16 protein-coding genes are annotated in these 23,684 nt (G+C 63.3%); 12 read left to right on the top strand and 4 right to left on the bottom strand.

Features of this window, described 5'->3' with window-relative positions:
• The first annotated feature begins 50 nt into the window (after nucleotides 1-50).
• The 4 genes from M1E17_RS11765 to M1E17_RS11750 all read left to right on the top strand — a co-directional run bounded on the left by M1E17_RS11765 (nucleotide 51) and on the right by M1E17_RS11750 (nucleotide 6,395).
• Complete coding sequence (locus tag M1E17_RS11765; RefSeq protein ID WP_457962231.1) at nucleotides 51-1,808, top strand: thiamine pyrophosphate-dependent enzyme; 1,758 nt, start codon at nucleotides 51-53, stop codon at nucleotides 1,806-1,808.
• 85 nt (nucleotides 1,809-1,893) lie between these two features.
• Nucleotides 1,894-3,375 (top strand): NAD-dependent succinate-semialdehyde dehydrogenase, encoded by a 1,482-nt coding sequence (locus M1E17_RS11760; protein ID WP_457962230.1) that lies wholly within the window; start codon nucleotides 1,894-1,896, stop codon nucleotides 3,373-3,375.
• A gap of 281 nt (nucleotides 3,376-3,656) precedes the next feature.
• Nucleotides 3,657-4,772: an alcohol dehydrogenase catalytic domain-containing protein gene (locus M1E17_RS11755; RefSeq protein ID WP_457962229.1), complete on the top strand. Its 1,116-nt coding sequence runs from the start codon at nucleotides 3,657-3,659 to the stop codon at nucleotides 4,770-4,772.
• 69 nt (nucleotides 4,773-4,841) lie between these two features.
• The gene (locus tag M1E17_RS11750; protein ID WP_457962228.1) at nucleotides 4,842-6,395 is read left to right on the top strand and encodes an SLC13 family permease; all 1,554 of its coding nucleotides are present in this window, start codon (nucleotides 4,842-4,844) and stop codon (nucleotides 6,393-6,395) included.
• 153 nt (nucleotides 6,396-6,548) lie between these two features.
• On the opposite strand, the gene M1E17_RS11745 is transcribed toward M1E17_RS11750, so the two are convergent.
• Nucleotides 6,549-10,010, bottom strand: coding sequence for a LamG-like jellyroll fold domain-containing protein (locus tag M1E17_RS11745; RefSeq protein ID WP_457962227.1), 3,462 nt, complete (start codon nucleotides 10,008-10,010; stop codon nucleotides 6,549-6,551).
• Nucleotides 10,011-10,310: 300 nt separating this feature from the next.
• Here M1E17_RS11745 and M1E17_RS11740 point away from each other — a divergent pair, with 300 nt between their 5' ends.
• The 5 genes from M1E17_RS11740 to M1E17_RS11720 all read left to right on the top strand — a co-directional run bounded on the left by M1E17_RS11740 (nucleotide 10,311) and on the right by M1E17_RS11720 (nucleotide 16,413).
• The gene (locus M1E17_RS11740; RefSeq protein WP_457962226.1) at nucleotides 10,311-11,315 is read left to right on the top strand and encodes a LacI family DNA-binding transcriptional regulator; all 1,005 of its coding nucleotides are present in this window, start codon (nucleotides 10,311-10,313) and stop codon (nucleotides 11,313-11,315) included.
• Between the two features lie 184 nt (nucleotides 11,316-11,499).
• Nucleotides 11,500-12,702, top strand: a complete 1,203-nt coding sequence (locus M1E17_RS11735; protein ID WP_457962225.1) for a sugar ABC transporter substrate-binding protein — start codon at nucleotides 11,500-11,502, stop codon at nucleotides 12,700-12,702.
• 80 nt (nucleotides 12,703-12,782) lie between these two features.
• On the top strand, nucleotides 12,783-13,754 hold the full coding sequence (locus tag M1E17_RS11730) for a carbohydrate ABC transporter permease (RefSeq protein WP_457962224.1): 972 nt from the start codon (nucleotides 12,783-12,785) through the stop codon (nucleotides 13,752-13,754).
• A 53-nt stretch (nucleotides 13,755-13,807) separates the two neighbouring features.
• Entirely contained in the window at nucleotides 13,808-14,569 is a 762-nt protein-coding gene (locus tag M1E17_RS11725) for a carbohydrate ABC transporter permease (protein WP_457967725.1), read from the top strand.
• A gap of 62 nt (nucleotides 14,570-14,631) precedes the next feature.
• On the top strand, nucleotides 14,632-16,413 hold the full coding sequence (locus M1E17_RS11720) for an amylo-alpha-1,6-glucosidase (RefSeq protein WP_457962223.1): 1,782 nt from the start codon (nucleotides 14,632-14,634) through the stop codon (nucleotides 16,411-16,413).
• A 64-nt stretch (nucleotides 16,414-16,477) separates the two neighbouring features.
• Here M1E17_RS11720 and M1E17_RS11715 read toward each other — a convergent pair whose 3' ends face one another.
• The 3 genes from M1E17_RS11715 to M1E17_RS11705 form a co-directional block, all read right to left on the bottom strand.
• Nucleotides 16,478-17,971, bottom strand: a complete 1,494-nt coding sequence (locus tag M1E17_RS11715) for an MFS transporter (protein ID WP_457962222.1) — start codon at nucleotides 17,969-17,971, stop codon at nucleotides 16,478-16,480.
• Nucleotides 17,972-18,077: 106 nt separating this feature from the next.
• Complete coding sequence (locus M1E17_RS11710) at nucleotides 18,078-18,506, bottom strand: hypothetical protein (RefSeq protein ID WP_457962221.1); 429 nt, start codon at nucleotides 18,504-18,506, stop codon at nucleotides 18,078-18,080.
• Between the two features lie 23 nt (nucleotides 18,507-18,529).
• Nucleotides 18,530-20,578 (bottom strand): primary-amine oxidase, encoded by a 2,049-nt coding sequence (locus M1E17_RS11705; protein ID WP_457962220.1) that lies wholly within the window; start codon nucleotides 20,576-20,578, stop codon nucleotides 18,530-18,532.
• Between the two features lie 120 nt (nucleotides 20,579-20,698).
• On the opposite strand from M1E17_RS11705, the gene M1E17_RS11700 reads away from it, so the two are divergent.
• The 3 genes from M1E17_RS11700 (at nucleotide 20,699) to M1E17_RS11690 (ending at nucleotide 23,557) form a co-directional block, all read left to right on the top strand.
• Nucleotides 20,699-21,295, top strand: a complete 597-nt coding sequence (locus tag M1E17_RS11700; RefSeq protein ID WP_457967723.1) for a TetR/AcrR family transcriptional regulator — start codon at nucleotides 20,699-20,701, stop codon at nucleotides 21,293-21,295.
• A 62-nt stretch (nucleotides 21,296-21,357) separates the two neighbouring features.
• Entirely contained in the window at nucleotides 21,358-22,419 is a 1,062-nt protein-coding gene (locus M1E17_RS11695) for an alanine racemase (RefSeq protein WP_457967721.1), read from the top strand.
• A gap of 181 nt (nucleotides 22,420-22,600) precedes the next feature.
• The gene (locus M1E17_RS11690; protein ID WP_457962219.1) at nucleotides 22,601-23,557 is read left to right on the top strand and encodes an AraC-like ligand-binding domain-containing protein; all 957 of its coding nucleotides are present in this window, start codon (nucleotides 22,601-22,603) and stop codon (nucleotides 23,555-23,557) included.
• Nucleotides 23,558-23,684 lie beyond the last annotated feature (127 nt).

The raw sequence follows: 23,684 nt of genomic DNA, 5'->3' as shown, positions 1-23,684 counted from the left end.
GACCCCACTTATCCCACGTTCGCTTGCGGACAAGGAAACGGAAATTTCAGATGACATCACAGGTAGAAACCCCAAGCGGCGCTGTTGCGTCCCTATCCCCCGACCCGGCCCTGCCGGCCCAAACAGCGCCTCAAACAGCACCGGGCACAGGAAGCGCATCACCCCGCACGGCCGCCGCAACGAAGTCTGCTGGCCACGTCATCGTTGACGCCCTGGTGGCCCACGGCGTCAAGCGCACCCATATCGTTCCCGGCGAAAGCTTCCTTGACGTCCTGGACGGGCTGCATGGCGCGGACATCGAAACCATTGTTTGCCGCCACGAGGGCGGAGCCACTTACATGGCAGAAGCCGACGGCAAAATGAACCAGCTGCCGGGTGTGGCAATGGTCACCCGGGGACCCGGTGCCGCCAATGCCCACGTCGGCCTGCACACCGCGTGGCAGGATTCCACGCCCATGGTGCTGTTCGTGGGGCTGATCCCCTTCGCCCACCGGGACCGCGAGGCGTTCCAGGAATTCGACATCAAAGCCTGGTTCGATACCGGCGCCAAGCGCGTGATGGTCCTGGACCACGCCGAGCGTGCTTCCGAAATCGTCGCTGAGGCCTTCTTCGCCGCCATGAGCGGACGGCCAGGTCCCGTGGTCATCGGCCTGCCCGAGGACGTCATCCGCAAGCAGATCGATCCGACTCCGCACCCGCCGATCCCGGTGGCAACCGGCGGAATGACCGGCACTGATTCAGACGCCCTTTCGGCAGCCCTTGCCGCCTCAACCAAGCCACTGTTTGTCACCGGGGGCAACGACTGGACCCAGGAAGGCGCCGACCAGCTCACCGAATGGCTGGAAAAGCACCACATCCCTGCCGCCGCAGAGTGGCGCACGGAAGGTACCGTACCGTTCGATTCCCCCTCCTACGTTGGTCCTATAGGTTACGGCCGCCCCAGGCCCACCTACGACCTGCTGGAAGAAACGGACCTGCTGATCTTCGTTGGCACCGTCCCCGGCGACGTCATCACCGACGGATTCCTCTGCCGCCAGGACTGGAACAAAAAGAACTTCCTCGTCACCATCGATCCCTCCCTTCGGGGCCGTTCCGGGCCCGTTTCCTATCAGATCGTGGCCAAACCCGACGTCTTCATTCGCGACCTTGCCAAGATCCAGCTTCCGGTGAAAGAAGAGTGGAAAGCCTGGACAGGACGGATGCGGGCCGAGCAGGTTGCCTTCGCTGCGCTCCCGCCGGCAACGCCGTCGGCTGGTCCCGCCCGGATGGACACCCTGATGGCAAACCTGGTGCCCACGCTGCCTGCCGACGCGATGGTAACGCTTGGCGCAGGCGAGCACACCAACTGGGCACACCGCTATTTTCCTACGCAGCGCTACGCCTCAATGATCAGCGCCCGCAATGGCTCCATGGGGTACTCCGTTCCCTCCGCCATCGCCGCCTCCCTGGAGTACCCCGGCAGGCGGGTGGTGACCATCGCCGGTGACGGCGAATTCCTCATGAACGGCCAGGAACTGGCCACCGCAGCCCAGTACGGCGCCACTCCCCTGGTCATCGTGATGGACAACCAGGAATACGGAACCATCCGCACCCACCAGGAACGCCACTACCCCGAACGGGTCTCCGGTACACAGCTGAAAAACCCGGAATTCGCGCTCATGGCGCAGGCCTTCGGAGGCTTCGGAATCAAGGTCGAACGCGACGCCGATATCCCTGCCGCCATCGAAGCGGCCCTCAGCGCCATCGATGAAGAGCAGAGGTTCGCACTCATCCACCTGGTGGTTGAGCAGAGGGTCAGAGCCTACTAAAGGCACCGTGCGCCGGACTGAGCGGCAGGAAACCATCCTGCAGCCGTTTTCCACCTCCTGCCCCCCCTTTTACGAACGGAAGAGAATGTCTGTCCCCGTACTAAACGAACTCACATTGCTGGACACCGTGCCCACCGGCCTGCTGATCGGCGGGCAGTGGCGGGACGCGTCCGACGGCGGCACGTTTGACGTGCACGACCCCGCCACCGGGGAGGTGCTCGCCACCCTCGCCTCCGCCACCAGCGCGGACGCCGTCGCCGCCCTGGAGGCCGCCGACGCCGCCCAGGCCTCCTGGGCCAGGACCGCGCCCCGGGAACGGGCGGAGATCCTGCGCCGCGCCTTTGACCTGGTCACCGAACGTGCCGAGGACTTCGCCCTGCTGATGACCCTGGAGATGGGCAAGCCGCTGGCCGAGGCCCGCGGCGAAGTCACCTACGGTGCGGAGTTCCTGCGCTGGTTCTCGGAGGAAGCAGTCCGCGACTACGGCCGTTACCTCATCACCCCCGAGGGCAAAAACAAGATCCTGGTCCAGCACAAACCGGTCGGACCCTGCCTGCTCATTACCCCCTGGAACTTCCCGCTGGCGATGGCCACCCGCAAGGTCGCCCCCGCCGTGGCCGCCGGCTGCACCATGGTCCTCAAACCAGCCAAGCTCACCCCGCTGACCGCGCAGTACTTCGCGCAGACCATGCTCGACGCCGGCCTGCCCGCCGGCGTCCTGAACGTCGTGCCATCGTCGTCGGCGTCGGGGATATCCGGGCCCTTGTTGAAGGATTCCCGGCTCCGGAAAGTCTCGTTCACCGGCTCCACCCCCGTCGGCAAACGCCTCATCGCCGACGCCGCGCAGAACGTACTGCGCACCTCGATGGAACTCGGCGGAAACGCGCCCTTCATCGTGTTCGAAGACGCGGACCTGGACAAGGCCGTCGAAGGCGCCATGGCCGCCAAGATGCGCAACATGGGCGAGGCCTGCACCGCCGCCAACCGGTTCCTCGTCCACGAATCCATTGCCACCGAGTTCACCACCAAGTTCGCCGCCGCGATGGGAGCCCTGACCACAGGCCACGGAACCGACCCGGCAACCCAGGTGGGCCCGCTCATCGACGCCGGAGCCCGCAACGACGTCCACGCCCTCGTGACCGCCGCCGTCGACGCCGGAGCAACAGCCGTCACCGGAGGCGCCCCCGTGGACGGCCCCGGCTACTTCTACCAAGCCACCGTCCTCGCCAACGTCCCCAACGACGCCGAAATCCTCCGCCAGGAAATCTTCGGACCCGTCGCGCCCGTCACCACCTTCAGCACCGAAGAAGACGCCATCCGGCTCGCCAACGCATCCGAGTACGGGCTCGCGTCCTACCTCTACAGCCGCGACTTCAACAGGCTGCTGCGGGTGGCCGAACAGATCGAATTCGGCATGGTCGGGTTCAACGCCGGCATCATCTCCAACGCCGCCGCACCCTTCGGCGGCGTCAAGCAATCAGGACTCGGCCGCGAAGGCGGCTCCGAAGGCATCGCCGAATACACCACCACCCAATACATCGGCATCGCCGACCCCTACATCAGCTAGTCCACACCGAAATGCCCTGACTTTCGACGGCGTGCAGAGTCTCCTGCGGGCGGGGCGGTCATTGGCCGCCCCGTCCCCTTTGCTGTGCGCTGATGTTGGCCGCCACAGCGTCTAAACATGTTTCCCGTCCAGTGGGAAAGCGATGGTGACGCACTCTGTGACCGGCAACACTTATAGAACATTGCAAGGACTTCCTGCATCGTTGGGAATCCCCGCATTTCCTCCCCGATTTATCTTGGCGCGGCACTTCCGCGCACCCTGATTTCCCTCTAGGACCAGACATGACTGAAACAACAACGATGTTGGCAGCCCGGATGCACGACGTCTCTGCCCCGATGACGCTCGAACGTGTACCTCTTCCGTCCCCGGGGCCCCTGGACGTACGCATCAGGATCAAGGCCTGCAACATAGTCCCCAACCTGGCCAATGTGCTGCGGAACTGGACCACGTGGTTCCCGCAGAATCCACTGCCCGCCCTGCCGGCCATCTTCGGTCTGGACCCAGCCGGCGTCGTGGATGAGGTTGGCCCCGGCGTGCAGGGCTTCAAGCCGGGAGACCGCGTTTATGTGAACCCCGGCCGCTACTGCGACTCCTGCCGCGAATGCCGGTCGAACAACCGGATGCACTGCCAGAACTTCGCGTTCGCCGGCTACTTTGGCCTGACGCCCACCAGCGGAATGATGCTGGACCGCTATCCCTACGGCGGACTGGCGGAGTACATGATTGCCCCCCAGTATTCGCTGGTAAAGCTTCCGGCAAACGTGAGCTTTGAAACAGGGGCACGGCTTGGGTACCTGGGCACCGGGTATGCGGCCCTCCGCAAGGCGGGAGTCGGTTCCACCACCACTGTGCTCATCAACGGAATCAGCGGAACCCTTGGCCTCGGCGTTGCATTGTTTGCCCTCGCCATGGGCGCGCCGGCCGTGCTGGGTACCGGGCGCAACCGGGAACTCCTGGAGAAGGTCCAAGCCCTGGCTCCGGATCGGATCCGGACTCATTCCCTGTCCGACGGGCCCGTCAGCGACTGGGTAAAGTCCGTCACCGGCGAAGGCGTCGACGTTCACATCGACGCGCTGGGTCCCGGCGCTGACCACGAAGTCTTCAATGAAGGGCTGAAATCGCTCCGGCGGGGCGGCATCGCCGTCAACATTGGGGCCACGGCCGGGCTGGTGCCCATTGATGTGCACCACATGATGGACCAGCAGTTGCGTTTGATCGGATCGTGCTGGTTCAGCGCCGGCGAGGGCCAGGCGATGGCTGACATGGCCGGCTCCGGCGCCGTGGACCTTTCAGTTTTTGAGCACGTCGTTTTCCCGCTTGAAAAAGTCAATGAGGCCATTTCCGGCATATCGGCCCGCAAGGGCGGGTTCAGCAACTTCATTATTTCCCCGTCTTAACTGACGGACCTCGACTGCCACGCCTCCGGATCACGTCGATGTGATCCGGAACAACTTATTAAGGACCCGATGATGATCCCAACAACGCTCCGGCGTACTGACACAGACGCCGACGCGAGCCCAGACACCAAGTCGAGCCGACGCACCAGGTCGTCGTACGCCATCCACACCCTGATCGGGCTTGCCCTGATGGCGGTGATTTCGTTCCTCCCCGCGCCGGCTCCGATAACACCCACCGGCATGGCGGTGATGGGCGTTTTCGCCGGCACCCTCTACCTTTGGACATTCGTCGATCTGGTGTGGCCGAGCGTCCTTGGCGTCACACTGAGCGCCTTCTTTATCAACTCAGTGATGGAACCGGCGTCCCTCCACGGAATTTGGAAGTCACTCCAGGAGTCAACGGGCAGCTGGGTGGTGGCCTTTGTGATCGGCAGCCTCCTCCTGACGTATGCCCTCAATGAGTCCGGCCTCACCAGCAGGATCGCCGACTGGTTCCTCTCACGCCGGTGGGCGCAGCGAAGCCCCTGGGCCTTCACTTACACCCTGTTCGCCTGCGCCTTCTTCCTGGGCATGTTCCTGGACCTGATCCCCACCCTGGTCTTCATGATCGCCCTCCTTAACGCTGTTTTCCGCAAACTCGGCTACACCTACGGCGAGAAGTACCCCCTCGTTGTCATCATCGGCTGCACCTTCCTGATCAACATCGCTTTCGCCATCACCCCCATTTCCCATCCGATCACTCTCATCGGCTTCGGTGTATTCGCGGGCGCCTCCGGGGGCGGGTCGATCGGATTTGTCGAATACATGCTTGTCGGGATTCCAGTGGGAATCGTCGCCGCCGGCCTCATCGCACTGTTCCTCCGGTACGTCGCCAAGCCGAGCACTGAACGGTTCAAGGATGTGGACTACACCGAACTTGCGGCCGAGAACGCCACGCCGCTCAGCCGGCGGGAAATCGCGACGGCAACGATCTTCTCCCTCGTAGTCATCACCTGGGTCCTGCCAGGTCTCGTCAGCCTGTTCGCCCCTCAGTCGGGCATCGTCGCCTTCTTTGACGACATTACGTTGATTGTCCCGACACTCTTTGGCGTCATTCTCCTGATGCTCCTCCGGGTCGGGGGAAAACCGCTCCTCGATCACGGTCCGGCGCTGCGCACCATCCCGTGGGGCGTGATTTCACTGGTGGCGTGCGCCATGCTCTTCGGCACACTGCTCACCGAGGACGCCGTGGGGCTGAACACCTTCCTCGTTGTGGCCCTCGGCCCGCTGTTCGCCTCCAACCTGAGCCCGTTCATCATCATGCTCATCCTGGTACTTGCGATCGCACTCCTCACCAACGTGGCGAACAATGTCCCGGTGATCATTATGTTCGTGGCGGTCTGCGTTCCCCTGGCCGAAGCGCTCGGAGTGGACAACAGGCTGGTGGGCACCCTGGTGATCCTGGCCGCGCAGATGGGCTTCGCCTTGCCGTCGTCCCTCGCATCAGTTGCCCTGATCTTCGGTGACCCGTGGGTGAAGCCCGCAGCGGTCGTACGGTACGGCGCCTACGCCACACTGGTTTCCGCCCTCAGCATCGTTGTGGTCGGGTTCCCGCTCGCCACCCTGGTATTCGCAGGCGGATAGCAGCCGGCCGAAGGCCACGACCGAAGAACCGCCGGAAGGAGGGGAGGCATAAAAGCCTCCCCTCCTTCCGCGATGCGGTGACTAGGATTTTTTCCCCAATAGCCTGTCAGCTGCAGGCTCAGGGCCAGCCGTCGAGCGTGACCATTTATCCTTTCAGCTCGGTCGCTTCAAGGCGGTCACCCGAATGCGGTCGATGTTCGGTGCGTATTTTGACCTCAGCAGTTCCGGAGCGGACGTTGAGAGCAGTTCAGTGCTGTTGAAGTTCGGCAGCTCCTGGGAGGAGAACCTGATGGTGTTCGTTCCAGCCTTCAGCTCCACGGGAATTGTGAGTTCCCAGAAGTTGTCTGCGTGGAAGGTGTGGGGGAACCAGCCTCGCTTGGTGGATCCTCCGTTGACCTGGATTTCCGCGTGGCGTGCCAGCGGGTCGGGGTTGTAGTGCGTGGCGGGAGACTGCTCCTGGTTGGAGTAGCGCACAGTCAGCGCGTACGTACCGGCCGCGGGTGCCTGGACGCTTCCGAAGGTGAGGGTGTTGGTGTTGTTGGGATCTCCGCCAACTTTCGTCACAGCCTTGCCGCCTGAAGCCAGCAGATAGCTGGTGATGGCGGCGGAACCGGAGAGCGTAGCCGTCTCCGCTTCATAGGTGGTGGAGGTGAGCTTCCCGGTTGATGCCCCAGTGCGGACCCGGTCCACGTAGAGTGTGCCCGAATCACCTGTTACCTGGACCTTGTTGATGCCGCCTGCTAGGAACACCGCCTTGGTGAGCGGCCCGGTGATTCCTTCGGCCAGTTTCTGGCCGTTGACGCTCAGGTTCGCAGTGCCGGTGCCAAGGACGTCCACGGAAAGCTCCGCCTCGCCGTCGGACGCTGCGTAGACCCAGAACGTCGCGCTTTGGCCTTGAGTGATGCGTGCCGTTCCCGAACCGGACACGCCGGTCCGGGTGTAGTCGGCCGCCGCCCCCTTGAGGGTTGCGTTTTCGCCTTCGTGGATCGCCTGTCCGGCGGCAGGGTTTTTCAGCGTGAGGTCGATCTTGTCCACGATGGCATCACCCTTCGTCCCCTTGCTTCCGGCCAGATTCTTCGCAGACAGGGAGATGGTGTGCTTTCCGGCAGTCAGTTTGACCTTGGTGTCTGCGTGGTCCCAGACCACCCACTTGTAGCCCAGCGGCAGGTACATTTCCTGCTCGGCTCCACCGTCGACGGTGAGGAACACGTTGGTGGGCCCCTGTTCCTGGACTGCCGCATAAGTGTTCAGGGAGTTGGCGAAGACGCTGAGATCGTAGTCGCCGGTCTGCGGCACGGTGACATCGAAGTTGAGCTTGACATCTGACCCCGTGCGGAGGCCGCCGACGTTGTAGTTTCCTGAGGTGTAGAACTTGGAGACGTTCGACGGCGTCCCTTCCGGTCCGTTCTTCGTGTAGCCGGTTCCGGTGAAGGCGGCGTTCTCGGCCTCGTACGTTCCCTTCCACAGCGCGGTTGCGGGGGTGCCCGTGGAGGCTTTCCCGCCGGGGGTGAGGATGATCTCGTAGGAGGAGTCGGCGTTGAGGGCAGGCAGGATCGCACCGAAATCGAAGCCGACCGAGCCGTTCGTCACCGGGAGGTTCAGCTGGCCGACCACTGACGGCTGGGCCGAGTCACCCAACTGCCCGCTCCAGCCGATCTCGGTGACCAGGGCATGCACTGTTCCGCCGAAAACTGCCGGGTCCACTCCATTAACTTGCACATGCTGCCTGCCGCTTGCCCCACCCAGGAGGATGCGTGATTGTGCCTTGGCCTTGTCCAGGGTTGCCACGCCCTGAAGGGTGTAGCTGACATTGGGCTTGGGCGGGGTGACCTTCACTGTATCCCCGGACATCTGGGCATAGGAGTTCAGGAGCCACCACTGGCCATTGGCGCGGTTCGCCTGGACCGCCGAGTCGCTGAGGTTGCCGTCGATGTTCCAGTAGGCAATGTCGCCGTCGACCTTTGAATCCTCGATGGCAGAGAACCACTGGATCATCTGCCCAGGCACTGAGGTGTGGTAGTTGAAGGCGTATTCGTTGAGGTTGATGGGCAAGTGCTTTCCGGCCAGGGCGGTGCCGGCGAACGCAGTGTTTTCCCAGCCCCGGTAGCGGGCAACGTTGCTGCGGATGGATTGGGGTGCGCTCAGTTCGTGCCAGGTCATCACGTCCGGCACCGTACCGGCAGCCACCGTGTGCTGGAGGAAACCCTGCACCTGGTTGTAAAGCGTGCTGGTATTTGGCCCGCCGATCCGGGCCGTTGGCATCTTGGCCCTGATGAGTTTGTACGTGTCGTCCCACGCCTTGAAGAAGTACTGCGGGTCGTTCAGCCAGCTGATGTTGTTGTAGCTCCAGGTGCTCGTGCCGAACATGTTCCCCTCGGGTTCGTTGTACGGCACAAAAACGATGTTGTCCCGGTACTCGACGGGAAGCTGCAGCACCTGATCAACCTGGGCAGCAACCTTGGCTTTGTAGTCGTTCAGGCGTTCTTCCGGCGTGTTCCCGGGCCATTGATACGGGAACCCGCGGTATATGTCAGTCATGTAGATGTACACGTCACCGTTGGAGGCGTCAACCAAAGGCTTGACCACTTCCAGCGCGTCGGCTCCGGGGTGCTGGGGTCCGTCCTGTGCCTTGGTGGAGACGGTGCGGAGTTTGATGGCCTCGAGGAGATTGCTGGAGGGCAGCCCCTCGCCGTACACCCCGTAAAGGGTGCCTGAAGCTCCGCCGTGGAAGGGGCCGGTGCTGGTTCCCAGGTCCACCGTGAAGTCGGCCCTCGGAACGGTGTCGCCGGCCAGTGTCCGCACCTGCTCCGCGGTCAGTGCCTGGGAGTAGACTCTGAAGTCGTCGATCGCGCCGTCGAAGAAGGGGTGCCCGCCCCAAAACGCCTTACCCAAGGCCCCGGATGTGGTGTTAGTCGCCGAGTACATCTTCGCAACCAGGTCCACCGTTGCCGGTTTCGTCCCGAGACTGATGCCGTTGAGGTAGTACGTGATGGTCTGCTGGTCGATAGTGGTGGTCACATTGACCCAGCTGCCTATCGGGATCTTGCCGCTTCCCGAAACCCCGACCTCGGCTGTCCCGTTGACAGGCTTGATGGAGGAGCGCGTTTTGGAATCGCCGGCGAACGACGGCGTCAGGAACGTCGCGTTGTTCAGGTCCTTGCCGAGGCCGTACAGCCACTGAAAATCAGCCCCGCCATCCCACTTCATCCACGATGACACCGTCATAGCCTTCGCGCTCTGGAAGAGCCCGTTCGGCACTGTGACGTAGGGCGCCGTCGTCGAACCTGCCGCACCGCCGGGGAGGCTGATGGCCCTCGTCCCCGCTGTGCGGCCGTTCACGAACGTGGCGTTAGCTACGTTCGCGATCGCACCGTTGAGGTGTTTGGCGGACAGGTCCGTAACCGTAGAGCCGGCCACCTGGTTGGCTTCGAAATCGTAGTGGAGGATCAGGTTCTCATCAGGAAGAGGAACATCAGCCGCGGCCACCATCATGGGCGCCGGGGCAGCTTGTGCTCCCGAAGAGGCAAACAGGGTGAGTCCTCCGCCGACACACAGTGCGCCGGCGAGGGTCGCGGAGAGGACACGGCTGGGGAGTGGACGTTGTTGTCGTTTCACCGAGTATCGCTTTCTTGGTTGGGGACAGTCGTGGGGTGTTTAGCGCTGGGAACGACATCTTCTGAATCCTCTGATCCATGAGCTACGAGGAATGACGTCTTACGGTGTCGAACCGGTTCGAGCAGTGTACATATCCGTGATGGGGGCCACAAGGGATACGGTGAAAGACGCCCCAGCAATCAACCTTTTCGCCTTTATGACGACTCCAGTGCCGCGTTTTTGGGCTTTCGACTACATGCCATTGCCATAAGCGGGAATGGGGGCCTATATTTAGCGAACCGATTCGATACAGGAGGACCCGTGGCAACCATTGGCGACGTGGCACGTGTGGCGGGCGTCTCCCGCAGCACTGTCTCTTATGCCCTGTCCGGGAAACGCACCATTTCCCCGGACACACAGGAACGCATACGCCTGGCAGTGGAAAGCCTGGGTTTCACGCCCAACGCCGGGGCCCGGGCTCTGGCGAGCCAGAAAACGATGGTTCTGGGGCTGCTGCTTCACTTCAATGCAGATGAGTTTGCTCCGGCGATGATGCAGTACGTGATGTCCGTGTCCAGCGCTGCCCGGGCGCACGGCTACGACATCCTCATGATTACCGAGGAGGACGGTGCAGCCGCCCTGCGCAGGGTGACGGAGTCGAACATGGTGGACGGGGTTGTCCTGCTTGATGTCCTCCATTCTGATCCGCGGGTTGAGGTGATGAGATCAGCACGGCAGCCAGGAGCAATGATCGGGCTGCCTGGTGACTTCAATGGCCTTGACGTCTTCGATCTCGACTTTGGCGAATCGGCACGGGTCATTGTGGACCATCTGTACGGGCTTGGTCATCGCGACATCATGCTGCTGTGTCCCCCAAAACACGTCTTCGAGAGAGGCGGAGCATATACGTGGCGTTTCCGGGACGCTGCCCAGGAACGTGCGGCCCGGTACGGCATCCACCTGCACACGTTCTACGGCGAATCCCGCCAGCCAGGAATCCAGACCAGCCTTGAACTGATGCTGGGCTCCCGGCCCGACGCTACGGCTTTGATCGTCCACAATGATGCGACCATCGCCGCCCTCCCCGCGTTCCTCAGCAACCGAGGCATCTCCGTCCCGTCGGACCTGTCCGTGGTGAGCCTTTATGCCAAGGAATTCGGGCGCGACTTCTCATTGCCCTACACCGCTGTCGAGACCACTCCGAGTGAGTTGGCCCGGATGGCAGTGGAACGGCTCGTTCAAAGGATCAATAACCCCGACCAGGCCGGCGAACCCCTCGTCCGCTTTGTCGCCCCCGAACTGGTGGACCGCGGCACGGTCAAGTAAGTAGTCAGTTCACCCCTTCGTGGACCAGGCATAGTCCTCGAGCTACTCCCCCACGCCCAAAATCAGGCTTCACCAACTGCTGATTCCTCAATTCCAGTTCCATCCCCAGCAATGCACGTTTTCAGAGAGGATTACCGTGTTTTACAAGAAATCAATCCAAGCCAGATCCGCTACAGTCCTTGCCTTGGCCGTTCTGGCCGGAGGCGGGCTGGCAGGCTGTTCTTCGGCGCCATCCCCGACAACGGCGGCCGGCACCAGCGAACTTACCTTCTGGGACCCGTACCCCCAGTACGATGCATCGTCCGCGTGGGCCGCATCGATCGACAAATGCGGTGCCGAGGCCGGAGCTACGATCAAGCGGACCGCCTACGACACCAGTGATCTGACCAGCAAGGCTCTCCTGGCCGGCCAGCAGGGTTCCTCGCCCGATGTTCTCCTCGTGGACAACCCGGTGGTTTCCACACTCGCGGAGGCCGGCGTGCTGACGTCCGCCAAGGACAGTGGCCTGGACGCTTCAGCCACCCAGGCGAACCTCCTGGCTGCAGGTGAAATAGATGGCGACACGTTTGGTGTACCCATCGGGGCAAACACCCTCGCCCTTTACTACAATCCCCAAATCCTGAAAGCAGCCGGGGTTGATCCGGCCTCCGTGACTGACTGGGCGTCCCTGAATGCGGCCCTCGAAAAGGTCAAGGCCTCCGGCAAGAAGGGCATTACCTTCTCGGCCGTCGGAACCGAAGAAGGAAGCTTCCAGTTCCTGCCCTGGTTCTGGGGTTCCGGCGCCGAACTTGATGATCTTTCCTCCGGCGACGCAGTCTCGGCATTGGCCCTGTGGAGCGACTGGATCGAGCAGGGACATGCTCCCAATTCGGTCATCAACAACACGCAGACCACCAGCTGGCAGGAGTTCATGGCCGGCGACTTTGCCTTCGCCGAGAACGGAACCTGGCAGAAGGCGGACGCTGCCAAGGCCGGATATGAGGTCATGCCGATCCCTGCGAAGTCCGGCGGTGCCGCAGCTGCCCCGACCGGCGGCGAGTTCCTGACCATCCCGGTACAGAAGGAGACCGGACGGTACGAAACGTCGAAAAAGGTCATCGCGTGCCTCACCAATGCCTCCAATGTGGTGGCTACGGACAACACGCTGAACTACATCGCTCCCACTGAGGAAGCGCAGAAGGCCCAGCTGGCGGCCGACGCAACCCTGAAGCCGTGGATCGACGCCGTCGCCGCTGCCAAGGGGCGCACCAGTGACAACCTGGGCACCAAGTATCCGAAAATCTCTGAACAGCTGTGGACAGCAGTCCAGGCTTCGGTGACCGGGTCCGCCACGCCCCAGGATGCGGCAAAAGCTGCACAGACGGCCGCGGCCGCGGCAACCAAGTAGTGGTTTGGGCGTAGGGACCATGTTGACCCTGCGCCCACACCGCGCGCCTGACCAAATGGCGCCCCAACTGAAGGAATCACATGTCACCCGTGAATATCGGGACTGCACAGCGGGAAGCACTCCCCGCCGTCGGGACGCTCGAGGCAGTGCCCGCCCGTGCGCGGCGGGCGGCGGCGTCAACGCGCTGGGCTGCGGCTGCCTTTCTGGCACCCCTGCTGGTGTACCTTGCCGTCTTTTATGCCTACCCGCTGTACCGCAACATCGAACTGAGCCTGAAGGCCTACACGGTCCGCAGCTTCGTCCAGGGAAACGCCCCCTTCGCGGGGTTGGACAACTATATCGAAGTCTTCACCTCGGCCACTTTTTGGCCGGCCGTCTCGCACACTGCCACCTTTACCGTTGTCTCCATCGTCTTCCAGTTCGGGATAGGCCTGGCGCTGGCAGTCTTTTTCCACTCCGGGTTCAGGCTCTCCGGGACTCTGCGGGCGCTGTTCCTGGTTCCGTGGCTGCTGCCGCTGATCGTTTCGGCATCCACCTGGTCGTGGATGCTCAACAGCGATTCGGGCATCGTCAACGCCGCACTCGCAGCGATGGGAATGCCGCAGATCAACTGGCTCACGTCGCCCGACTGGTCCCTTGCCGCCGTCCTCATCGCGAACATCTGGATCGGTGTGCCCTTCAACCTTGTGATCCTTTACAGCGGCCTGCAGGGCATCTCCACCGACGTGTATGAAGCCGCCTCCATCGACGGAGCCAACGCCTGGCAGAAATTCTGGCAGATTACACTTCCGCTGCTCCGGCCGGTTTCGGCGATCACCATCCTGCTGGGCCTGGTCTACACGCTGAAGGTTTTCGACATCATCTGGATCATGACCAAGGGCGGGCCGGCCGGGTCCTCCACCACTCTGGCCACCTGGACGTACCAGCTGGGTTTCGGCTCGGTCCTGCCCGATTTCGGCCCTGCAGCAGCCATCGGAAACCTCCTGATCGTGCTTGCGGTGGTCTTCGGCTTTATCTATATCCGTGTGCAGAGTAGACAGGAAAACCTGTGAAGACCCGCCGCTTTTCCTTCAAGACCATTCTTGGAATCGTTCTGACAGCCATCATGCTGTTTCCGGTGTACTGGATGATCAACGTCTCGCTGACCCCCAGCACCGATATGAGGAAATCCCCGCCGAGCCTGTTCCCCGTCGACGTGACCTTCGAAGGCTACGCGGCTGTCCTGCAGCAGCAGATGCCATTCCTGGGAACCAGCCTCATCCTGGGCTTGGGCACCGTGATCCTGACGGTGGCGGTGGCAGCCCCCGCCGCTTATGCCCTAGCCAAGCTCCGACCGCGCGGCACGGGGCTGTTGAACTTCCTTATGCTGATCGCCCAGATGATCCCCGCCATCATCATCGCCATGGGCTTCTACGCCATCTATCTGGGCCTGGGAATCCTCAACACGCTCCCGGGGCTGATTGTGGCTGACTCAACCATCGCGGTGCCTTTTGCCGTGCTGATCTTTTCGGCCTTTATGTCCGGCATTCCTGACGAGTTGCTGAACGCGGCCAAGATCGACGGCGCCTCCCACTGGCGGACTTTTCGCTCCATTGTCATGCCGGTCAGCCGGAACTCCGTGGTCACCGTTTCGCTCTTCGCCTTCCTGTGGGCCTGGTCTGACTTCATCTTCGCCTCCACGTTGAATAACGGCGGTGCCATGCGCCCCATCACCTTGGGCATCTACGCGTACATCGGCAACAACAACCAGCAGTGGAACGCCATCATGGCAACGGCCGTCGTCGCATCCATTCCTGCCGCCGTCCTGCTTGTCGTAGCGCAGAAGTACGTCTCTGCCGGCGTCACCGCCGGCGCGGTCAAAGACTGACACGGCCTCCGCCACCTACTCCCCGGCTCTCCGCCGCCCCCAACCCATTGACAGGATCAGCCATGCCCAAAACTTCCCGTGTCAGCTTCGACATTGACGACATCCCTTTCAGTACCCGCGGATCCTGGCTTAACCTGTCCCGGGTGGTTGGACTCCACAAGAGCGCGCCGGACATCCACCTCGTGACGCACCAAAACGGCCATCAGAATGGCCTCACGGGGATCCTGCGCCTCACGGCCCGCCGGAACGGCGCGAAGGTGGCCGCCTCTGTTGAAACCAACAGCTCCACGCTTTCGTGGATCGATGGAGACGCAAAGGTTGAGGCTGTCTTCGACGGGCCGGAAATCCTGCGGATCTCAGGCCAGGGACTGGCATTGCGCCTGGAAGACGCAGCGGCAAGCCTCACTCCTTTTACCGGAACGTTCTTCTACTACGATCCGGCCAGCAAGGGCTGGTGCTTCACCTCCTATGAAACCGGCTTGAGGTACAGGATCACCGTTCTCAGCGGCACACTGTCCGCCGTCGGGGCCGAAGCGCTGGGGCAGGCGGAGCGTTGGATCGAGGTCAGCGCCCCGGAGGGAACGTGGGAAATCGCCATCGACGAATTCCGCACCGCCCGCAAACCACTGGCGCTCCCGGAGACCTTCGAAGAATCACTCGACCGGGCTGACGCGGCATTTGCGGACTATCTGGACCGCCTTGCCCCCTGGCGGACCCAACGGACCCCGGCGGCTCCACTGGCGGCCTATGTTCTCTATTCGGCGACGGTCAGCCCCCTGGGATTCCTCCGGCGCGAATCGGTCCTCATGTCCAAACACTGGATGGACAAAGTCTGGAGCTGGGACCACTGCTTTAACGCCCTGGCCCTGGCAAACGGCCTCGCCGCCGAAGCCTGGGACCAGTTCCTGGCACCGTTCGATCACCAAACGCCCGAAGGAGCACTGCCGGACTCCATCTCGCACTCCGAGCTCCTGTACAACTACGTCAAGCCACCAATCCACGGGTGGGCGTATTCCAAACTCCGCCAAAACCAGCCAGTGGTGGAAGGCAAGCTGCTCACCGAGATCTACGGCGCCCTTTCCCAATGGACAAGTTTTTGGATCCACCACCGCACCAGCCCGGGACGCGATCTCCCCTACTACCAGCACGGAAATGACAGCGGGTGGGACAACTCCACCACGTTCGACCTGGACCGCCTCATAGAATCCCCCGATCTGGCCGCATTCCTTATTTATCAGCTCGACGTCCTGATCGACCTGGCGGCTGAGCTTGAAACCGAAGAAGAAGGCATGTGGCGCGGGCATAGGGACCGGATCTACCGGGGCCTCATGAGCCTCTGGGACGGCTCAGTGTTCCGGGCATACGCCCCCATCACGGGGAGGTGGAGTACGTCCACCAGCCTCCTGAACCTGCTTCCGCTGGTGATTTCGGACCGGCTTCCCGCGGAAGTCGGCCAAACCATGGCGGCGCGGCTGGCAGAACATCTCACTGAGTGGGGTCCGGCCACCCAGCCGCCGGCTTCGCCGCTGTATGAACCGGACGGGTACTGGCGCGGTCCCATCTGGGCGCCGTCCACCTACCTCATCGAAGACGGTCTGCGCAGGGGCGGATACCTGGAGATGGCGGATGCTGTCAGCAGCCGGTTCCGGCGCCTCTGCGAGACAAGCGGTTTCGCAGAGAACTTCGACGCACTCACCGGTGAAGGACTGCGGGACCGCGCTTACACGTGGACCGCAAGCACGTACCTGTCCCTGGCCGCTGATGCCGTTCGGCGTCAGGCTGACGGTGAAACCTTTGTGATGCCCGACGCTCAGGAGGCCTATGACGATGTGCCGGTCTCCTAGGGAATCATCACACGCCGGTTTCCCGCCGTGCCTGATGAGGATTACCGGCGGGCCTAAAACGCGCTCAAACAGTATCCGTTGCCTCTTTCGCGTCTGCGGCCGCCTGCGCATATGACGCCGAAACCCGGCGGTAAACCGGGGTCAGGAAGGCAAGCAACGCAGCCACCAGCATGATGATCCCGGCAATCAGGAACACCAGGGCGATGCCGCGGGAGGTGCCCTCGCCAAGCAGCGGTGCCAGGTGGGCCGCGCCGTCAGCGGACCGCGCGTACGGGATGATCCAGAACTGGGCGATCGGCGCAATGAGGAAGGAGGTAATCGGCGCTGCAGCCGACTCGAATGCCATGGCGAACCCGAAGACCCTGCCCTGCCGCTGAAGCGGGACCACCTGCTGGATGACGGTCTGCTCGGCTGCCTCCACAACTGGTATCAGGACCAGGTACAGCCAGATACCGGCGATGTACAGCCACGCCCATTCGCGCACCGTAAACACAGCACCGAGAACCCCCATCACCACCACCGCGAGAAGCATGGTGCGCAACGGGTTGGGCCCCAGCCCGAACTTGCCCACCAACGCGCCGCCAATGATGAAGCCGGTTGACCCCAGCGCGAAGACGGCTCCCCATATCTCCACGGGGAACATCTCCAGCCCGTACGGATCCATCAGCGCCATGTAGACGCCGCCAATGAAGTTGTTGAACGTTGAGAACAGGATCAGCGCGAACAACCCGGTAACGGCCAACACGGCGGCGATGGAACCGCGCAGGTCGAAGGCGCCGTGGGCGTCGGTGGCGGCAACCCGTACTTCTTCCGGCATGCGCAGAAAGAGCAGATGCGCGAAAGCCAGTACGGTGAGCACCACGGCCACAACAACGGTCCAGCCCATGCCCAGCAGACCGATCGAGAGCCCCGAGAGCACTGAGGTGACGATGAAGGCCAGCCCCTGCACCATTCCCACCATGCCGTTGGCGTTGGCCCGCCGGTCCGGTTCGATAAGGATGGTGACAATGGTGGAGAGGGCTACGTTGCGCATGTTTTCCACGACGGCACCCGCCAGGATGATCAGCGCGAAGATCCAGAACCACGGCTGGGTCAGATCCAGCAGCTGTGCGGTGGGGGTCAGCAGGAACATGACCCCGGACAGCACGAACATCACCAGCGTGAAAGCGGCGGCGAAGCGCATCACGGCCAGCTTGCGGTAACGGTCCACAAAGGTGCCAAAGCTGATGCTGGAAAGGGCGATCAACAGCATGTAGGCCCCGCCGATCACCCCGGTGGCGATCACGTTCCGCGTCTCCAGATATACCCAGAAGGTCAGGGCGAACCACAGATAGCTGGTGGTAATGTTCGCCAGGGCGGTATTCACCAGGATCCCGGTGAAGGTCCGGGACCGCTCCTGCGGACTGCGCAAGGACGTGTCGACGGCGTCCGGGTCAACCAGGCCGGGGGCCTCCCCGTCCTCCACAGATGTGGAGGCGAAGGCCGAATCCTCGGGGTGGCCTGCACTGCTTTCTGAATCCGCAGCGGCCCTGCGTGGGGCCGGTTCCTGCTCGGTCATGCGTTCCAGTGTACTGAGAACCCGGACGTGCGGACAGGGTTGCCCGGCCCTCATTTAATGCAGCGTGGTTGGCCCTCGGACATCTATTTATAGCGACTGTTCATGCCTACGGCGATGTGCGCCGAAGGCGGGCCAGCAGCGTTGCGGCGAGCAACGCCGTCGTGATTTCAAGGGCGATGACCAGCAGGAGTCCGGCGGCGCCATTGACGCTTGGAGCGTCCGACGCCGGAACACCGCCGTGCGCGTGGCCGCCTGCGCCGCCTGCGGCCAGCAGCAGCCCGTGGAGGGCAACCATGCCGACAGCACAGGCCATCACCCTGCGGAGGGCGGCCACTCTGCTGTGCTCCCAGATGTGCACAACGCAGGGCAGGCAGACCACCGCAAGAACCAGCATGAGTGCACCCAGCCAAGCGCCATGCCGGCTGGTGGCGGCAAGCCACAGATGCACGGCACTGGAGCCTGCCACCACCACGGCGCATAACCGCGGATGCAGGACGGGCCTGCTGGCTCGGGCCAGTCCCGCCGTCGTCGTCATTTTCCGGGTCCCGGCGGCCCGTACTAGTGGCAGGCGCCGGAGCCGGCGTCACTGCCGCCGGCTCTGTGGCAGGTGCCTAAGGACTGGCTTGCGTTGGCAGGAACATCCAGGACAGGGCTGCGGTCAAAGAAGCCCTCGGGCCGGAGCTTGAAGCCGACGGTGTCCACGGGCATGATGGGCCAGTCCTCCACGCGGGGGAAGTGGGTGAGGCCAAAGGTGTGCCAGAGGACGATGTCCTGGCCGTCGATCTCCCGGTCCTGTGCCACGTAGGCGGGCAGTCCTGCCCCGCCGGAGTGCTGGTTCACGAAGTCCCCCGTGGGGTAGCGTTCCTCGTCGCAGTAGCGGGTGACCCACAGATCCTTGGTGGCGAAGGCTGCGCGGCGGGCGATGGATGATTCCGGATCGGCCAGCAGGGTGGGCTGGTTCTGGCTGTGCAGTTTGTAGCCCGCAGGCTCGCCCAGCCGGTTCTTCGACTCCGGGTTGGAGATGATCCAGGTCCGGCCTGCCCGGGCGTCGGCCTCCCGGCTGCCTTCGGATTCACTCGTCAGCACTGTCCGCTTCCGGGAAAAGGCGTTGCCGCGTTCGTTGCCCGGTCCCATGGCCTGGCGGACCACGTCCTCCTCTTCCACCCTGTTCGTGAAGCCATCGATTGCCATATCCAGCCGGGCGCTGAAGAGGTGCTGGTGGAAGGGTGCGCCCAGGCCGGGGGCGAGCTGTGAGATGTTGTCCGAGCCTCCCTCCGGGAAGGCGCTGGTGAAGACGACGCCGGTGGCCTTGGCCTCGAACTCGATGGTGCCGTCCAGGTATAGGTACCAGTAGAAGCCGTAATCGTAGTTGCCGATGGTGGTGAAGAAGGAGATCACCAGGCGGCGGTTGCGGCGGGTGTAGTTGATCCCTGTCCAGAGGTCGGAGTGCTTGGACAGAATGCCCCAGTCCTCCTCGTGCATGCAGATGCCGTTGCGGATTTCCCGGGGGTTGCCGAAGGCGTCGCTGATCACGGGGCTGAGGTACGTGATGTCACCGAGGCAGTCGCAGCCCAGCTCCAGCGAGTTGGCGTACTGACCCACGAGATATTCGCCGGTGTCGAAGTAGTTCTGCCAGGACCGGATGGGAGACGGATCACCGTACGGAACCACCATCTCGGCGATCGAGGCCCGGTTGATGATGGGACGCCTTCTCCCACCGTCCAGGAAGGCGAGGTTGTGCAGCACAACTCCTTCACGGACGTCGAAGCCGACGTCCACGCTCCATTTTTCCCACTCCACGTGGTTTCCCCCGGACACGGTGAAACTCGGGCCTTCAGGCTGGGTGATGCTGATGGGCTTCTGGGTGGTGCGCAGGGGCCCGGTCAGGTCCGGATCCGTGTAGTTTCCGTGCTCGGACGGGATGGGCATGGCACCGAGGTCGATGACCTGGGTGACTTCCTTGCTGACGACATCGACGTAGGCCACGAGTCCATCGACGGGATGCGCCCAGGCGCTGTCCTCCGGGAAATCCTGCACAAACGCCAGGCCACGCAGGATGCGCCGCCCCTTCTCTTCGGCGTACTCGAACACCCCTGCCGAGAGCGGGGCGACACGGACCTTGGTGACGTCGAGTCCGCGGTCCGCCAGCGCCTTCAGCCAGCGGTCGTCCGTGGCCAGGAGCGACTCCACCACCTCAAATTCCTCTTCCAGGACCGGGAGTTCACCGGTCATCCCGGTATCAAGTTCGACGGCGGACAGTACCTCCCGGCGGGTCACGGAAACCACCACGTCCGCGGGAGCTCCACCAGAGATGTCATGGATAAAGATCCGGAACCGGCGGTCCCCGGCAGGGACCGCGACGGCGACCGCAGCACTGGCGGCAGCACCGCCGTCGGGCGTCCCGCCGTCGGGCGTCCCGCCGTTGACAGTCCCCACGACGGCAGCACTGGCGGCGTCCCCGCGGGCGGGGTCAAGCAGGCCCAGATAGGCGACGCGCTTCTCCGGGCCCAGGTGACCGGCGGCGCGAAGGATGGCCTGGACCTCGGTGACCTCGCTGGCTGATGCCAGGCGGTACGGAGTTGCTGTGTCAGCTGCTGCAAGCATCATGGGTGACCTTTGTCCGGGACCATGGCTGGTCGCGTTTTTATTTTCTATACTTGTAGAGAATAAACGCTACGTAAGATGGCTCACAAGAGTCTGTGCGAAATATTTCCGGGAGCGGCCGCGGTGCCAAAGATTGTTGACCATGACGAACGCCGGCTGGAACTGGTGGATGCCACGTGGCGGATCATCGCCCGCCTGGGCATTGAAGGCGCCACCATGAGGGAGATTGCGCTGGAGGCAGGCTTCGCCAATGGCGCGCTCAAGCCCTACTTCCCCACCAAGGACAACCTCTTGGAGTTCGCGTTCGGGCACGTCTTCAACCGGACCAACCAACGCATCGCCGCAGTGACAGAAGGCAAATCCGGGCTGTCCGCACTGCGGGCCTTTTGCCTGGAGGTGCTCCCCCTGGATGAGGAACGGGTGAACGAGGCGCGGATCGTCATCCCCTTTTGGCAGAAGGCGGTCAATGACCCGCAGAAGGCGGAGATCCACCAGCAGTCCATGGACGAGTGGCTTGCTGCCATCCGGCAATATCTCGCGGAGGCGCGGGGCGCGGGGGACGTCAAGGCCGCCGTCGACGACGACACCCTGGCGAGACAACTCCTGAACATGCTGCTGGGAGCACAGATCGGGGCAGCATTGGGAGCCGGTGCCGTTGCCAGTACTGGCGCCGGCCTTGCCGACCAGCTTGAAGGGTTTCTTGCCCTGCTTGCCCGATAACTCCAGCCAACCAGGAGAACTCCGCCGTGACCATTCCCCCTGAGATCGATACTCCGGACATCATGATCGATCTCGACATCCTTGAACGGAATATCGAACGGATGGCTGCTGCTGTCCGGGACAGGGGCCTCACCCTTCGCCCCCATGCCAAGACCCACAAAATCATTGAGATCGCGGCCCGGCAGCTGGCCGCCGGAGCAGCCGGCCTGACCGTCGCAACCATTGGCGAGGCGGAGGTGTTCGCTGATGCGGGAATCGACGACATCTTCATCGCCTACCCGCTCTGGATTTCACCGCACAAGGCCGGGCGGCTCCGGCACCTGGCATCAGCCGTGAGGATCTCGGTAGGCGTGGACTCTGCAGCGGGGGCCGCCATGCTCGGATCAAGCCTCGGTCATGTGGCCGGGAGGGTCAGCGTCCTGGTCGAGATCGACAGCGGCCACCATCGCAGCGGCGTCAGGCCGGAGGCAGCGGCGGCGGTTGCCGAAGCCGCGTCCCGTGCCGGGCTGCAGGTTGCGGGCGTCTTCACCTTCCCGGGCCACAGCTACGCCCCTGGGATGCCGGCAGAGGCCGCCGCACAGGAGCATCAGGCGCTGCTCCTGGCAGCCGAATCACTGGAGGCGGCAGGGTTCGAGGCCACCTGCCGAAGCGGAGGATCCACCCCTACCGCTCTTTTGACGGAGGGGTCTGCGGCCACGGAAGTGCGGCCCGGGGTCTACGTCTTTGGCGATGCGCAGCAACTGGAGCTTGGCCGGTGCGCCGTGGAGGACATTGCGCTGACTGTCGCTGCCACCGTGGTGAGTCACCATGAGACCTCCCCGGACGCTCCGGCGCGTTTCATCATTGACGCCGGCAGCAAGATCCTGGGCAGCGACAGGCCGGCCTGGGCCACCGGATTTGGGCGCCTGATGGACCACCCGGATGCCCGAATCATTGCCCTCTCAGAACACCATGCCACCGTGGAATGGCCCGGTAGCTCAACCCGGCCGGCCCTCGGCGACCGGCTGCGCGTGATCCCCAACCACGTCTGCCTGGCGATCAACCTGGTGGACGACCTCGCGGTAACCAGCCGTGGCACCCTCGTGGAGCGTTGGAACGTCGTGGCGAGGGGCAGGAACAAGTAGCCTTCTTGCGATGCGCAGGCAAGTGACCCCGCACCGCAACTCCCACGAACCCGGCAACGAAAGTCTTTTTTCGCCAGCCGTTGAAAAAAGACCTGTTCCGGCGCTAACCTGAGGGGACTGTGTTCCAGGACACAGCTCTGGGGGGAACCCAGTATGCGGACACCCGTCGTCAGGAACATCCATGCCAGCTGCAGTCCAGCCCGCCAGCCAGAACCTCACGTCCAGCGTTGCGCTGACGTTTGACCACTGGAAACACCTCGTCGCGGAGTCCTTTGTGCCGCTCGCGGCCAGGACAGCAGATGTTGACGGCTTCCGCGGCCAGATGCGTTCGCGCGTGCTGGACCGGATGTCCGTCGTCGAAGTCACCGCCACCTCCCACGAGGTCCACCGCACCCCTGCCCTGATCGCCCAGGCCAGCGAACGTTACTTCAAGCTCAACCTCCAGCTGGAGGGCACGGGACTGCTGATCCAGGACAACCGCGAGGCCCTGCTCCAGCCAGGTGACCTGGCCATCTACGACACCAACCGCCCCTATACCCTCGCTTTCGAGGAAGAGGCGCGGATGATGGTGGTGATGTTCCCTTGCGACGCCCTGTCGCTCCCCACCGACTACGTGGGCCAGCTTGCAGCGGTTCGAATGGCCGGCAGCACCGGCCTCAGCGGGATCGTGGGGCAGTTCATTCGGCAGCTCTCTGAGAACCTTGAGGTCCTGAGCGGTCCCAGCGGTTCGCGGCTGGCAACAAACGCCCTGGACCTCGTGTCCACCATGCTGCACGCCGAAATGGACATCGCCCCGGACCGGATGAAGCCGCAGGCCCTCCTGGCCGTGTCGGTGCGCGAATACATCGAGGCCAACTTGTCAGATCCACTGCTGTCACCGGCCAGCATTGCGGCTGCGCATTTCATCTCCACACGGCACCTGCACAACGTCTTCCATGAATCCGGGACCACCGTGGCCAGCTGGATCAGGAGCCAAAGGCTGGACGGCGCGCGCCGCGAACTGCGCGATCCTCTGCATGCCGGTCAGTCGGTAGGCGCTGTGGCTGCCCGTTGGGGTTTCCTCGACGCAGCGCACTTCAGCCGCATTTTCCGCGACTCCTTCGGCGTCTCCCCCAGCGACTGGCGCCGGGGCGCCTGACCGGCCCTACCCCAGCTCAGTAACCGGCGCCGCTGAGCGCTAAGCAACCTGCCGCCCGTCGGGCGGCAAATATCGTGCATTGGAAAGCTCGCCCAAAGCAAATGGCCCGGCGCGGAGTACTTCCGCG

The sequence above is a fragment of the Arthrobacter sp. D1-29 genome, assembly GCF_054130585.1.
This window is presented reverse-complemented; position numbering and strand designations above follow the sequence as displayed.